The organism is Sphingobium sp. CR28 (genome assembly GCF_052327305.1).
Classification (GTDB): domain Bacteria; phylum Pseudomonadota; class Alphaproteobacteria; order Sphingomonadales; family Sphingomonadaceae; genus Sphingobium.
In genome coordinates, this window is the sequence record NZ_CP182486.1 from 1,626,773 (window position 1) to 1,639,826 (window position 13,054).

Below are 13,054 nucleotides of genomic sequence, written 5' to 3' on the forward strand. Positions count from 1 at the left end.
GATCCCGGCGCCCTTTTTGCTGCATATAGAATTTTCTTTATATGCATATGCGTTCGGTCAGGCCGGACGCTGCCGTCCGGCCTGCTCTCTCATCAGAAGCGGAAGAGCACCGCCGCGCCTGCCGTCAGAGGATCGGCCCATGCCACCGTGTCGCCGGTCACGCCCTGCGCCGCATTGGCCGCGGGCAGCGCATGATTGAGATAGCGCACGTCGAACAGGTTGTTGACGAAACCGCTCACGCTCACATTCTCGTCCTTCGTCGTGTAGGTGACGCGGATGTTAGTCAGCGTGTAGGGCTTCTGGGTCAGGAAGTAGCGGTTTACCGTATCCTGCGGCGTTACGTAGTAGAACTGCCGCGAGATATAGCGCGCATCTGCCGCAAGCTCGAGATTACCGAGATGGGCGAGCGGGAAGCGGTAGGACGCGCCGCCGTTCAGGGTGACCTTGGGCGAGCGGACGAACTGCGCACCGGCAAGATTGGCGCCGCCGTTCAGCACCTGGAAGCGCGTATATTCGGTATCCAGCAGTCCGAGCGATGCATTGAGCTTCAGACCCTCCACTGGCGCCAACACCAGCTCGAATTCCGCGCCATCAACCTTCGCCTTGGCGGCGTTCTGGAGATAGGAGACCGTCGCGCCGCCCACGGCACCCGGATTGGGGCCGACCACGTTCACCTGCACATCCTTGTAATCATAATGGAATGCAGTGGCGTTGAAGGTCAGCAGACCGTCGAGCCAGCTGGACTTGTAGCCGATCTCGTAGGCATCGAGCTTCTCCGGCCGCACTGCAGTCAGGGCGATCGGCAGGGTGGCAGCGGTGTTGAACCCGCCCGACTTCACGCCATGGGAAAATTTGGCGTAGACGAGATTATTGCGGTCAATGTTCCACGAGGGCGTGATGTCGTAGGTGAACGCGTCCCATGTGCGTTTGAGATCGCTGCTGAACGTACCGATGCCGCCGAACGTGCCGGTATAGCTGTTCCACCACTGGGCATAGTTGCTCCACCCCGTCTGCGCCGGCCCCGGCGAAGCGAAGCGATCGAAGTCCAGAGCCTTCGTTTCGCGCGTCCAGCGTCCGCCCAGGATCAACTTGATGCTGTCAGTGAAGGCATAGGTCGCGCTGCCGAATATCGCGCCGCTCTCCGCCTTGTGATTGTAGCGGGTGAGACCATAAGCAGCCGGGGCCGTCGCGCCGGGTTGGGCTGGCACTGTCCCTTGCGGCAGCGTCGCCGAGTAAGCGCTCGAGCGGATTTTCTCATTGAAGTAGAAGAGCCCGACGATCCAGCTCAGCGAACTCTCACCCGCCGAAGCGAGCCGCAGCTCCTGCGTCCACTGGTGGGAACGGGCCTCCGTATAGCCACGGGCAATTTCCAGCGGCGTATAATCATTGTCGCCGGCGCTGCTGGACTTGAATCGTTCATAGCCGGTAATCGCAGTCAGTGTGGCGGGCCCGAGATCCCAGTCGAGATGCAACGAGCCGCCCAGTTGCTTGTTGCGGCTCCATTCCGGCGCATTGGTGCTGATCTGGTTAATGCCCGTTGGCGGCGCATAACCATTACGGAAGATGCCGTTGGCCGCATAGCTGGCTGTATTCCAGTATGTGCCATCCGTATCGTAATCGCGATAATGGACGCTCAGCAGGGCCTGTACCGTCTCTGTCGGCTTGGCGAGGATCTGGCCGCGGAGCACATTGTCCTTGATCGCGCTCGTTTTGTTGCCGGTGTAGAGATTGTCGAAGCGCCCGCCGCGATCGTCAAAGCGGAATGAGAAGCGCGTCGCGAGTTTGTCGTCGATCAGCGTGGTGCCGATCCCGCCCTCGGCAATCTTGTTGTCGAAGCTGCCATATTCGAGCTTTACGTAGCTCTCGTCCTGTCCACTCAGGGAAGGGCGCTTGGAAAGAACGTTGACTGCGCCGCCCGTGGTGTTCTTGCCCCAAAGCGTGCCCTGGGGGCCGCGCAGCACTTCCACGCGCTCAATATCGAAGAGCGGCAGGCCCGTGGCGCTGGAATTGCTGATGTAGACATCGTCCAGATAGAAGCCGACCGGATTGGCGAGGTCCAGCTGCTGCTGCCCCGCGCCGACACCACGGATCCACCAGCGCGGGCGGCCATGCTGCTGCGTGCCCGCCGAGGCATTGGGCACGAAGTTCAGCACCTCGTTCGCCGATCGGCCCACGCCGCCGAGGCTGAACAGGCTTTCACCCAACGCCGTGACGGCGACGGGCACGTCCTGCAGGCGCTCTTCGCGGCGCTGAGCGGTAACGACGATGCCGAGGCCGCCGTTCTCGGCGTCTGCGGCATCCGCAGCAGCCACCGCCTCTGCTGCTTCATTGGCGAGTGCGGCGGGCGCATAGCTGGCAGCGAGCACGGCAAGAGCGCTCGCGCTGAGAGCAAGGCGGAATCGCGATGGATTTGTAGGTCTGGACACTAAGGGTTCCCCGTCTTTCGGTGATTGCCCGCGTTGTTGCGGGTCGGACGGAAAATCCTCGCAATTGTCATGCCAACATTATAAATTACGGAAATATAAGGATATAACTGGGTTCACCTCATCAAGCTTGGCGGAAATTGCGCATGTGCCGAATGAATTTGTTGCCCGCTCAACATATATGTGTGTGTTATTGGCGATCTCATCGGTATCGCGGAATTCCGCCTGCGCCCGGGAAGCGCCGGTCGGCGAATGCAATCCGTTTCGTGGTGCATAATCGCCTGTGGTCGCCAGCATTGCAGCGGGTTGTGGCGTGAGATAACTACTTAATTCTTCGGCGCGAATGATTGGGCCGGGAAGCGTCGGATTGCATGCCGGCCCGCGCACCCGGGAGCCTCCGGGAAAACGCATTCTAGGTCGTAAACTCATAAATGACGTGCTTGAGGGGTCCGAACGGCAAACAGATCGGGCCGGACGGCGCGCCGGGAAGGCTGGTTGTCCTTGCCAAGCGCCGTCGCCGGGATGGCCGCGGCGACGGTGCTGCGCGCGGCCTTACAGGCCCGCGCGGAGGCTGCAGGGCATGTCGCAGCGAACCTCGCCAAGCAGCGGCTGCGACGTTCCCTCTTCCCCAAGCTGCTCCTGTCGCGTGCGCGGGCGAGGCGGCTGCTCGGCGAGGAAATCTCCACCGCGGTCGATCAGGTGGCGGACCTGACGGGCTATTACGGTCGCTTCCAACCGCTTCGACTCGCGGCCGTCGCGACGCCGCTCGCCGTCGCGGGGCTGATCGCACTGGCGAGTCCAATCTCGGCAGCGATCCTGGTGATGACACTGCTCCCCTTCGCGCTCGGCCTGGCACTTGCCGGCGGCGCGGTGCGGCGTGCGGCCGATGCGCAGGTCGCAGCGCTCTCCCGCCTGTCGGGGCTTTTCGTGGACCGCATCCGCGCGCTGCCGATCATCCTCGCCTTCGGCGCCGAGGATCGCGTGACCCGGCAGGTCGACGCGGCGGTGCGCGACGTTGCCGATCGCACCTATGCGGTGCTGCGGATCGCCTTCCTTTCGTCGGGCACGCTCGAATTCTTCTCGGCCATCTCGGTCGCGCTGGTCGCGGTCTATTGCGGCTTCAACCTACTCGGGCTGCTGCCCTTCCCGGTGCCCGAGCAGCTCGATCTTCCGCGCGCTTTCTTTGCGCTGGCGCTCGCGCCCGAATTCTACCTGCCGCTGCGGCGGCTCGCGGCCGCCTATCACGAAAAGCAGCTCGGTGAGGCGGCGCTGGCCGCCATCGGTGAGCGCGAGTCCCACGCCACCGCGCCGGATGCCCCACCGCGCCTGCAGCCGTTTGATCGTATCGCCGTCGCGGGCGCTTCGATCGACTATGGCGGCGGCCGAACGGTGGGGCCCTTCGACCTCTCGGTCGCCCGCGGCGAACTGGTCGCGCTCACCGGGCCGACCGGCAGCGGCAAAACATCGCTGCTCCATTTGCTCGTCGGACTGGCCCCGCTATCGGCCGGAACGCTGTCTGCCGGAGCCGAGCCGCTCGTGCCGGGCGCCGCGAACCAGCAGATTGGTTGGGCCGGGCAGCATGTCGTGCTGCTGCCGGGCACGCTGGCCGAAAACATCGCGCTGGCCGAGCCGGGCGCGAGCCGCGAGGCGGTCGCCGCCGCGGCGGCGCGCGCAGGCCTCGCACCGCTCCTCGCCGCGCGGCCCGACGGACTCGACATCTGGATCGACTCGCGCGGCTCCGGCCTGTCGGGCGGCGAACGGCGGCGCATCGCCCTGGCTCGCGCGTTGCTCGCCGACCGGCCGGTCCTCCTGCTCGACGAACCCACTGCCGACCTGGACTCCGAAACCGCGGCCTCAATCATCGCGGTCCTGCGCGAGTTGGCCGGAACGCGCGCCATTCTCGCCGCCACGCACGATCCCGCGCTGATCGCCGCCGCGAGCCGCAAAGTGGCGATCGGATGACCGCGCTGCTCCCGCCCGGGCTCTCCAACTGCGCCCGGCCGTGGCGCGGCATGCGGCGACTTGCCGTCGCGGCAGGCGTGATCGTCGCGCTGTCGAGCGTCGGGCTGCTCGCGCTGTCCGGCTGGTTTATCACGGCCGCAGCGATCGCGGGCAGCGCGGGGCCGCTGGCGGCGCGCGCGTTCAACTATCTGATCCCGAGCGCGCTGATCCGGCTGTTCGCGATCCTGCGCACCGTCGGACGTTATTTCGAGCGGCTGCTGAGCCACCGGGCGGCGCTGTCGACGCTCGCGGGGGTGCGGACGCGCCTGTTCGCGAAGGCGGCTGCCGCGGAGGCGCAGCGAAGCCTGCGCCTGTCGGGAGGCGAAGCCGCCGCCTTGTTGAGAAGCGACATCGACGAGCTTGAGGATCGCCTGATCCGCGGGCCGGCGGTCGCCGGAGCGATCGTGGCCGGCCTGTCGGCGACGGCGCTGGGCGCGCTCGCGGGCCCGGGGCCGGCGCTCGCGATCGCGCTGTGCCTTGGGCTGTCCGCGTGGGCGACGCGAGCGTTGGCGCGGCGCCTCTTGCCGGAGCGCACGGCAGCCGCTGCGGCGGCGCTCGTGGACCTAAAGGTGGCGCTGACCGAATATGCCGCCGGCGCGGGCGAGATCGCGGTATATGGCCTCGTTGACCGAGTCGGCTCCGAGCTCGAGGCGTTGGCGGTGCGCCACGATGAAGCCGTCGCCGCGCTCGCCCGCGCGGAGGCGGCGGTCGCGACGCTCGTCCCTATGGCCGCTGGCATGGCGAGCGCGCTCGCCGTCGCGTCGGCATCCGGCGGGCCGCCCTTGGCGGCTATGGCGGCCCTTGCAGCCGCCGCCGCCGGCGAGGCGCTGGGCGGCCTTGCGCGCTCCGAGGTCAAGGCGCCTTCGGTCGCCGCCGCGCTGGGCCGCCTTGATGCGCTTGCGTCGGTGCGGGAACCGGAGCCAGCCCAGGCCGCGGCCGGCGCTCCAGCCCTGCGATCGAGGTCGCGGGTGAGCGCCATGAATTGCCGCCGGGCGCGCGCGTAGCGCTGGTCGGCCGCTCGGGTACGGGCAAGACACGGCTTCTCGAAACGCTCGCCGGCCTCCGTACGGACGCGCCGCAGCCCCTGCAGGTTGGCGGCGCGGACGCCACGGCGCTCGGCCTGCATCGCCTCCGCCAGATCTTCGCGCTGGTCCCGCAAAACCCGATGCTGATCGCCGGCACGATCCTTGACAACCTGCGCCTCGCCCGGCCCGGCATCACCGAGCCGCAGCTCTGGGAAGCGCTGGAGACCGCCTGCCTCGCGGGGGAGGTGCGTGGCTTCCCCGATGGCCTCAACCAGTGGATCGGCGAGGCCGGCCTCGAGCTTTCCGGCGGCCAGCGCAAGCGACTCGCGCTGGCCCCGGGGCCTTCTCGCCGAACGGCCGTGGCTGCTGCTCGACGAGCCGAGCGAGGGACTTGATGCCGCCACGGAAGCGAGACTCGCAGCCGCCCTCGGACGGTGGCCCGATCAGACTGGCTGTGGAGTCCTACTTGTCACGCATCGCCCGGCGATGCTCTCACTATGCAATTCGATCGTCGAGGTGAGATGACACAGAGTCGCCGATCGTCCAGGCAAAACCCCCGTCGGTCTTTCTAAGCTCATCACCTTGCGCTTGCGGACAGATTTCCCGTTCAGCGGGAGATGAAGAAGCGAATTCGTCTAGCTTCCCCTCCGCGTTGGGCTGAGAAGATTGATTTGCCCCGCCCCCCATCAGGAAAATCGGCGCAATCGCATCACCAGCCTGCGCTTCAGAAATGCGTCGCCGCGCCGATAGGCCCTGACGGTCGCGTCACCAACCTGGTGGGCCAACGCCTGCTCCACCACCGTCTCGGGATGATCCGTCATCTCGCCCATATAATCGCGGAAGGCGCTGCGCATGCCGCTGGCGGGATCGTCAGTGATGCCCAAGACATGGCACTGGCCTGGGCGGCCCTTCTCGATGGACGCTTTCTACGCAAGCCCCTGCAGCGGGAGAGGACGGCGATCGTCTACCCGATGTTCGATCCCGGCACCTACTACGGACTCGGCATGATGATATTCGAGGTGCCCAATGGCCAACGGACTCTTCGCTGGATCGGCCATGCCGGCGGCGCGCCCGGCACCAGTGCGATTGCGCTTTACTCGCCCGACGACGGCGCAATCGTAACGGTCGCGCTGACCGGTGACGGGTCAGCGACTGCGGGCGCGAACTTGCTGCTCAAGGCGCTCGCGCCATCCAGTCCAAAGGGGCGCTAGGCTTAAAGGTCATGCCGTCAGATCACGCCCAGCGCGTCCATCGCTTCGGCCACCCGCACGAAACCGGCGATGTTGGCGCCCAGCACATAATCGGCCGGTGCGCCATATTCCTCGGCGGTCTCCGCGCAGCGATCGTGGATGTCGTGCATGATCGAGGCGAGGCGGTTTTCCGTTTTCTCGAACGACCAGCTATCGCGGGAGGCGTTCTGCTGCATTTCGAGTGCCGAGGTCGCGACGCCGCCGGCGTTCGCCGCCTTGCCCGGCGCGAACAGGATCCCGGCCTCCTGGAACAGCCGCACCGCGTCCGGCGTCGAAGGCATGTTGGCGCCTTCGCCGACTGCGATCACGCCATTTTTTAGCAGCGTCTTGGCGTCGCTGCCGGTCAGCTCGTTCTGGGTGGCCGATGGCATGGCGATGTCGCACGGCACATCCCATACCGATCCACCCTCGACATAATGGCTCTTGCCTCCCTTCAGCTTCACATAGTCGCTGATCCGCTCGCGCCGGTGCAGCTTCACTTCCTTGACGAGATCGAGGTCGATGCCGTCCTCGTCGATCACATAGCCGTTCGAATCCGAGCAGGCCGCGATGATGCCCCCGAATTCGATGACCTTCTCCATGGTGTAGATGGCGACATTGCCCGAGCCGGACACGGTCACCCGCTTGCCATCGAAGCTCTGCTTGCGGGTCGCCAGCATCCGCTCCACGAAATAGGTCGCGCCATAGCCGGTGGCCTCCGTGCGCGCGCGCGATCCGCCATGGAACAGCGCCTTGCCTGTCAGCACGCCCGCCTCATAGCGGTTGGTCAGGCGCTTATACTGGCCGAACATATAGCCGACCTCGCGCCCGCCCACGCCGATGTCGCCGGCCGGCACATCGGTATATTCGCCCAGATGCCGGAACAGCTCGGTCATGAACGACTGGCAGAAGCGCATTACCTCACCCTGCGAGCGCCCGCGCGGGTTGAAGTCCGAGCCGCCCTTGCCACCACCGATCGGCATACCGGTCAGCGCATTCTTGAAGGTCTGCTCGAAGCCCAGGAACTTGATGATGCCCACGTTGACCGAGGGGTGGAAGCGGATGCCGCCCTTGTACGGCCCCAACGCCGAGTTGAACTGCACGCGGAAGCCGCGGTTGATCTGCACCTGGCCGTTATCGTCCACCCATGGCACGCGGAAGATAATCTGCCGCTCGGGCTCGCACAGCCGCTCGATCAGCGCATTGTCGAGATAATGCGGCCGCTTCGCCACCACCCGACCGAGGCTTTCCAGCACCTCGGTCACCGCCTGATGGAACTCCGGCTCGCCGCCGTTGCGCCGGATGACGTCATGCAGGACCGGGCGAAGCTTGTCGTCAATTCTCAGCAAGTGTCATCCTCTCTCATAATATTCTTGGAATCCGGGGTTTGTCGGCGGCCCAGCTTCGGCCGAGGCAAGGTGGCGCGGTAGCAGGCGCTCAGGCCGTGGCCCGCTGCTTGACCTTGACGACCTTGAGACGGCGTTCCCGCCCCTCACGATCGGGCCAAAGGATCGACTGCCCTTCGCGAAGGCCAATCAACCCCGCACCGATCGGCGTCAGGATGGAAATGCGGCCAGCGGAGATATCGGCGTCCTTGGGGTAAACGAGCTGGACCGAACGGGTGGCGCCGCTCGCTTCGTCAACGAAATCGATCGCCGCATGCATGGTCACGACATCGCTGCCGATGCTCTGGCGAGAGTGAATATTTGCGCGACCGATTTCGCGCAGGAGCAATTCGCTGACTTGCGGCAACCGGTCTTCGATACTCACGGCCAGGTCGGCCAGCGTATCAGCTTCGGTGTCGATCAGATGAATGGCAGGGGATGCAGTGGAGGCGCGCGTTTCCATGGTGCGGGCTTTCGGCGATGAGGGAGCGCGCGGCCTCGCGGGCTTCGCGCGTCAGTCTAGCGAAAGGTGCCCCGGGCTCGGGGCGTGCTGCACCGGAACCCGGGGCTAGATGCCCGCGAGAAGCTGACCCCCATGGAGTCGAAACCGGAAATGCCATGCTCGTCTCACCATGGAGCAAACATGGGGCCATGGTCTCCCGATGTCAAACCCGACTGCCGGTGCGACCGCCGAGGATCATTGGCACGTGCCATATATCCATACATAGATTGCAAAAGGCATACAAAATGTCTATGTATGGATTTCTACAGTGAGCAAGGCGACGAAAGATATGTCCGAAATCAGCGGCAGCGAGAAATTCGCGTGGATACTGCGGACCGGCTGGAAGGGGCTGTGCCCCCGCTGCGGCAAGGGCCACATGTTCGTTTCCTGGCTGAAGATGACGCAGAAATGCCCGGAGTGCGGACTCGATTATCGCTTCGCCAGTCCGGATGACGGCCCGGCCTTTTTCTCGCTTTGCATCGTGGCCTTTCCTCTCACTCTCATTGTCGTGTGGTTCCAGGTCGCTGTCGCACCGCCCATGTGGGTTCACTTGTTCACGTCCCTGCCGCTCATGATTGCGGGATGCCTGCTGCCGCTGCGCCCACTTAAAGGATGGCTGGTTGCATCCCAGTTTGTGAACCGCGCGCAGGAAGCAGGCACAGAAAAGCTTTGGGCGAAACTGGACGGACGCAAGGGCAGTGCCTTTGAAGACTGAAATGGCAACGCTGGCCGATGCGCGTAGGATCGCCGCCGCCCATTTCCGAGAGGCCGGGCGCGAAGATATCGAGCGCGTGATCCTCGCAGGACAGGGCGACGACTTTCCCGAGGTGCAGGTGGCCCTTATTGCCCTTCGCGACCTTGGGGCAAAGCTCGACCGATTCGAACGCGCCCTTGATGCCTATGCCGACAAGGATTTCTGGGGCGATGGCGATTGTTACGCCGCGCTGGCCTTCCACGATCAGGGCGAGATCGCCCGTGCAGCGCTGGCGGGGAACGACATTCTGGCTTACACGGCCGGCTAATCTCCTTCAGCATATTGTATGGATGCGAAGCCCGCTTTTTCGTAGGATATATCCATGCAATCCTGGAAACCCGACATTACGGACAGTCTTGGGCCGAAATATCTGGCCATAGCGGACGCGCTGCTGCGCGATGTCGAGGCGGGAAGGCTGACGCCCGGCATGCGCCTTCCGCCTCAGCGCGCGCTGGCCGGCTCGCTCGGCGTCGACCTCACCACGATTACCCGCGCTTATGGCCATGCCCAGCGTCTTGGCGTGATCGAGAGCGATGGACGGCGGGGCAGCTTCATCCGGGATCGTCAAAAGCCAAGCGCCACAATGGCGCGGTCGGAGACGGGGGATGCGGGAATGAACGCGCCGCCCGAATTGCCCGGCGGCCTGCTTTCTGTGGAATTTCGGCGATCGGTCGAAACGCTCTTGGGAGGAAGCGAGCCACTCGCACAACAATATCAGCCGCGCGGGGGAATGCCGTCAGCACGGGAGGCGGGAGCCCGGCTGCTCGCCACACGGGGCATAGACTGTTTCGAGGACAGCGTGCTGATTACGGCCGGGGGGCAGCACGCGCTGCACGCGATATTCAGTGCCGAGCTGAGGGCGGGAGACGTGCTCGCAGTTGCCCGCTTTGTTTATCCGGGGCTGCTGGCGCTTGCACGTCGCTTTGGCGTTTCGCTCCGCGTCGTGCCCTTCGACAGCGAGGGAATCGATGCCGACGCGCTCGCGCGTCTGTGCGAGGCCGAGGAGATTCGCGGGCTGTACGTGGTCCCCGCGAATGAAAATCCGACGACGGTGACGATGAGCCTCGAACGGCGGAAAGCAATTGCGCAGGTGGTCGAGCAGCACGGGCTATTACTGATCGAGGATGACGCCTACGGGCTGCTCGCCAAGGACCGCCTTCCGCCACTGGCCGCCCTCGCGCCTGACCAGAGCTGGCACATCGCAAGCGTGTCGAAAATTCTGTCTCCCGGTCTGCGTGTCGCGTGGCTTCGCGCGCCGGGGGTCAAGCAGGCATGGCGTCTCGCCGCCGATATCCATGAAACGGCGATCATGGCGCCGCCGCTCAACACCGCGATTGTCTGCGGGTGGATCGATAACGGCCTGTTCGAGCGAATGATCGGGGAGGTTCGCGCCGAAGCGCGGACACGCCTTCAGATCGTGCGAAAAATTCTGCCCGCCTCTGCCTTCACGTCCCACGAAGATGGGTATCATCTCTGGGTGCCGCTTGGCGCAGATGCGGACATGGAGCAGATCGCGTCCACACTCCGCACCCATGGCCTCTCCGCCATAACCAGTGACGCCTTCGCAGTGGAGCGAGAGAGCGCACCGCCTGCTCTGCGTGTGTCGATCGGAGGGACCATAACAGGCCATCAGCTTGAGCGTGCGATGCGGCTGCTTGGCGCATTGATCGACCCGGACGCCACCCGAAAGGCCTCGCTGGTCTAACCACTAAGATGTTCGCAGTCGGTTCGGGTGCTTTACCCGGCCGACAGCAAAGAAAGATGCACAAGCAGGCCGCCCCGCCCGCCCTCACGCAATTCCAGCGAGCCCCCGTGGAGCGCCACAAGGTCTCGCACGATCGCGAGGCCGAACCCGTCGCCTGCTGGTGTTTCATCGAGCCGGACGCCCGGTTGCATCGCCTGCTCCCGCAACGCCTCCGGTATGCCTGAACCATCATCCTCAATGGCCAGGATGACATGCCGCCCTTCCAAGCGCGCCGTCACGGAGACGGCCGAGCGGGCATGACGCGCGGCATTGTCGAGCAGATTGCCCATGATCTCGGCAAGGTCATGCGCATCAAGCGACACGGCAAGGTCCGCCGGCACATCGGCCGCGATCGTGCGCGCGGGATAGAGCGACCCGATCACAGTTGCGATGTCCGCGACGACGGGGGCAAGCGGCGTCCTCGCGCGATGCGCGACTGCCACGGTTCTGGCCCGCGCGAGATGATGGCGGATGACCTCCTCGATCCGATCGACCTGCGCGCTCGCCTGAGGCCTGTCCCCCACCGTCAGGGCAAGCGTCGCCACCGGTGTCTTGAGCGCATGAGCCAGATTGGCGGCGGAAGCGCGGGCGGCATTCAGGGCAGCGGCACTTTCACTCGCCAGCGCATTCAGCTCCATCGCCAGCGGCTTCAGCTCCGCCGGCTGATCCTCCTCGACACTCGTTCTCGCGCCCCGGCGGATCTCGCCAAGCTGATCCCGCAAGGCGACGATCGGTCGAAGCGCGAAGCGAAGCTGAAAAAACGCCGCCAGCGCAAAGAGGATGGCCAGGACGGCAATGACGGTCAGCAACGGCATGAGTGCCGCGCGGATCGGCCGGGCGATCACCTGCGATGGCGCAGCCGCGATGAGCGTCACCGGCCCTCTGCTTGTAGCGATGGTGGTTTGCCGGGCATGGACTGGCCCGTCGCTGTCCGTCCCTTCACGCGGGATGGGATGGGCCGGGGCTGGCAATGCATCGGCTGGCGGGCCGTGCCCTCCGGGCGGGTGGGGGGGCGGATCGAGCTCGGGGAAATCCGCTGAGCTGATCGTCCCGGCCGGGCCGACGATCCGCCAGCGCCAGTCCCGGCCCAGCGTCATGGCGCCTGCCCGCTGCTCGATGGCCAGGCGATCGACCGTCCCATCCGCGCGCACGGCGCTCGCCATGAGAGCGATCTGCGCATCCAGCCGCTGGTCGAGTCCCTCGGTCACGAAGCGGCTGAGGATGCCTGCCGTGGCCCAGCCGGCAATGGCGAGCGCCAGCAGCGTCGCCACCGCCGACAAGCCCAGCATTCTGGCCCGCAACGACCAGCGCTTCATGGCGTCACGCCGGCTGTGAGGCGATAGCCGCGCCCCCGGACGGTCTCGATCAGCGTTATGCCGATTTTGCGGCGCAGGCGGCCGATGATGACATCCAGCGTATTGGAATCGACATCTGCATCGCCTTCGTAGATGCGCTCCAGCAGATCGAGCCGCTCCACGACCGCTTCCCGGCGCATCATCAGTTGGGAGAGGACGCGCCACTCAAAGGCCGTGAGGCGGAGCGGCAGGCCATCGAGCTCGAACTGGCCGGTCTGGCTCTCGAAGACCAATGGACCGCAGACCATCTGCGGCGCGGCGTGCCCCGCCGACCGACGCACGATCGCGCGCAGCCGCATCATGAGTTCTTCCATGCGGAACGGCTTGGTCAGATAATCGTCGGCCCCTGCCTTGTAGGCCGTCACCTTGTCGGCCCAGGCTTCACGCGCGGTGAGCACCAGAACCGGCACGGCCCGCGCGCCTTTGCGCCATGCGGCCAGTACCTCGGCACCGGGTTTGCCGGGCAGGCCAAGATCGAGCACCACAGCATCATAGGTTTCCGTCTCACCCAGATGCTGGGCATCGACGCCATTATCGACCAGGTCCACCGCGCAATTCTCGGCCCGCAGCCGCCGCGCTATCGCGTCCCCCAGATCAGGATCGTCTTCGACAAGCAGGATACGCATGGCCGCAAAA

The 13,054-nt window shown here is 65.3% G+C and carries 13 protein-coding genes; 7 read left to right on the forward strand and 6 right to left on the reverse strand.

The annotated features are described in order from the left end of the window. Positions 1-92 precede the first annotated feature (92 nt). Positions 93-2,426: a TonB-dependent receptor gene (locus ACNAOH_RS07765; RefSeq protein ID WP_443969626.1), complete on the reverse strand. Its 2,334-nt coding sequence runs from the start codon at positions 2,424-2,426 to the stop codon at positions 93-95. A 78-nt stretch (positions 2,427-2,504) separates the two neighbouring features. After that, complete coding sequence (locus ACNAOH_RS07770; RefSeq protein WP_443969627.1) at positions 2,505-2,834, reverse strand: hypothetical protein; 330 nt, start codon at positions 2,832-2,834, stop codon at positions 2,505-2,507. A 90-nt stretch (positions 2,835-2,924) separates the two neighbouring features. On the opposite strand from ACNAOH_RS07770, the gene ACNAOH_RS07775 reads away from it, so the two are divergent. The 4 genes from ACNAOH_RS07775 (at position 2,925) to ACNAOH_RS07790 (ending at position 6,660) form a co-directional block, all read left to right on the forward strand. Continuing rightward, positions 2,925-4,385: an ABC transporter ATP-binding protein/permease gene (locus ACNAOH_RS07775; RefSeq protein ID WP_443969628.1), complete on the forward strand. Its 1,461-nt coding sequence runs from the start codon at positions 2,925-2,927 to the stop codon at positions 4,383-4,385. Next, positions 4,382-5,428, forward strand: a complete 1,047-nt coding sequence (locus ACNAOH_RS07780) for a hypothetical protein (RefSeq protein WP_443969629.1) — start codon at positions 4,382-4,384, stop codon at positions 5,426-5,428. Before ACNAOH_RS07775 ends, ACNAOH_RS07780 begins: the two co-directional genes overlap by 4 nt. After that, positions 5,407-5,844, forward strand: coding sequence for an ATP-binding cassette domain-containing protein (locus ACNAOH_RS07785; protein WP_443969630.1), 438 nt, complete (start codon positions 5,407-5,409; stop codon positions 5,842-5,844). The genes ACNAOH_RS07780 and ACNAOH_RS07785 overlap by 22 nt, the downstream gene beginning before the upstream one ends. A gap of 222 nt (positions 5,845-6,066) precedes the next feature. Further along, complete coding sequence (locus tag ACNAOH_RS07790) at positions 6,067-6,660, forward strand: serine hydrolase (protein WP_443969631.1); 594 nt, start codon at positions 6,067-6,069, stop codon at positions 6,658-6,660. A 17-nt stretch (positions 6,661-6,677) separates the two neighbouring features. On the opposite strand, the gene gdhA is transcribed toward ACNAOH_RS07790, so the two are convergent. Together gdhA and rnk are read right to left on the reverse strand one after the other, a co-directional pair. Continuing rightward, positions 6,678-8,027 carry an NADP-specific glutamate dehydrogenase gene (gene gdhA, locus ACNAOH_RS07795; RefSeq protein ID WP_443969632.1) on the reverse strand — a complete coding sequence of 450 codons (1,350 nt, stop codon included), beginning with the start codon at positions 8,025-8,027 and terminating at the stop codon, positions 6,678-6,680. Positions 8,028-8,115: 88 nt separating this feature from the next. Then, entirely contained in the window at positions 8,116-8,526 is a 411-nt protein-coding gene (gene rnk / locus ACNAOH_RS07800) for a nucleoside diphosphate kinase regulator (protein ID WP_443969633.1), read from the reverse strand. Between the two features lie 328 nt (positions 8,527-8,854). Between rnk and ACNAOH_RS07805 the strand changes: the two genes are divergently transcribed. Genes ACNAOH_RS07805 through ACNAOH_RS07815 form a run of 3 tightly spaced genes read left to right on the forward strand, consistent with a single transcriptional unit; the run spans position 8,855 to position 11,024 of the window. Beyond that, the gene (locus tag ACNAOH_RS07805; RefSeq protein ID WP_443969634.1) at positions 8,855-9,280 is read left to right on the forward strand and encodes a DUF983 domain-containing protein; all 426 of its coding nucleotides are present in this window, start codon (positions 8,855-8,857) and stop codon (positions 9,278-9,280) included. Position 9,281: 1 nt separating this feature from the next. After that, a complete protein-coding gene (locus ACNAOH_RS07810) occupies positions 9,282-9,587 on the forward strand; it encodes a hypothetical protein (RefSeq protein WP_443969635.1) in 306 nt (101 codons plus the stop codon). 54 nt (positions 9,588-9,641) lie between these two features. Beyond that, complete coding sequence (locus ACNAOH_RS07815) at positions 9,642-11,024, forward strand: aminotransferase-like domain-containing protein (RefSeq protein ID WP_443969636.1); 1,383 nt, start codon at positions 9,642-9,644, stop codon at positions 11,022-11,024. 32 nt (positions 11,025-11,056) lie between these two features. On the opposite strand, the gene ACNAOH_RS07820 is transcribed toward ACNAOH_RS07815, so the two are convergent. After that, positions 11,057-12,379 carry an ATP-binding protein gene (locus ACNAOH_RS07820; RefSeq protein ID WP_443969637.1) on the reverse strand — a complete coding sequence of 441 codons (1,323 nt, stop codon included), beginning with the start codon at positions 12,377-12,379 and terminating at the stop codon, positions 11,057-11,059. Beyond that, positions 12,376-13,044, reverse strand: coding sequence for a response regulator transcription factor (locus ACNAOH_RS07825; RefSeq protein WP_443969638.1), 669 nt, complete (start codon positions 13,042-13,044; stop codon positions 12,376-12,378). The genes ACNAOH_RS07820 and ACNAOH_RS07825 overlap by 4 nt, the downstream gene beginning before the upstream one ends. Positions 13,045-13,054 lie beyond the last annotated feature (10 nt).

Bases quoted from the DNA above. Each gene is read 5' to 3' on its own strand.
- ACNAOH_RS07790 (WP_443969631.1), top strand. From the start codon at position 6,067: ATGAAGAAGCGAATTCGTCTAGCTTCCCCTCCGCGTTGGGCTGAGAAG.
- ACNAOH_RS07810 (WP_443969635.1), top strand. From the start codon at position 9,282: ATGGCAACGCTGGCCGATGCGCGTAGGATCGCCGCCGCCCATTTCCGA.
- ACNAOH_RS07815 (WP_443969636.1), top strand. From the start codon at position 9,642: ATGCAATCCTGGAAACCCGACATTACGGACAGTCTTGGGCCGAAATAT.
- ACNAOH_RS07820 (WP_443969637.1), bottom strand. From the start codon at position 12,379: ATGAAGCGCTGGTCGTTGCGGGCCAGAATGCTGGGCTTGTCGGCGGTG.
- ACNAOH_RS07805 (WP_443969634.1), top strand. From the start codon at position 8,855: ATGTCCGAAATCAGCGGCAGCGAGAAATTCGCGTGGATACTGCGGACC.
- ACNAOH_RS07780 (WP_443969629.1), top strand. From the start codon at position 4,382: ATGACCGCGCTGCTCCCGCCCGGGCTCTCCAACTGCGCCCGGCCGTGG.
- ACNAOH_RS07770 (WP_443969627.1), bottom strand. From the start codon at position 2,834: ATGCGTTTTCCCGGAGGCTCCCGGGTGCGCGGGCCGGCATGCAATCCG.
- rnk (WP_443969633.1), bottom strand. From the start codon at position 8,526: ATGGAAACGCGCGCCTCCACTGCATCCCCTGCCATTCATCTGATCGAC.
- ACNAOH_RS07825 (WP_443969638.1), bottom strand. From the start codon at position 13,044: ATGCGTATCCTGCTTGTCGAAGACGATCCTGATCTGGGGGACGCGATA.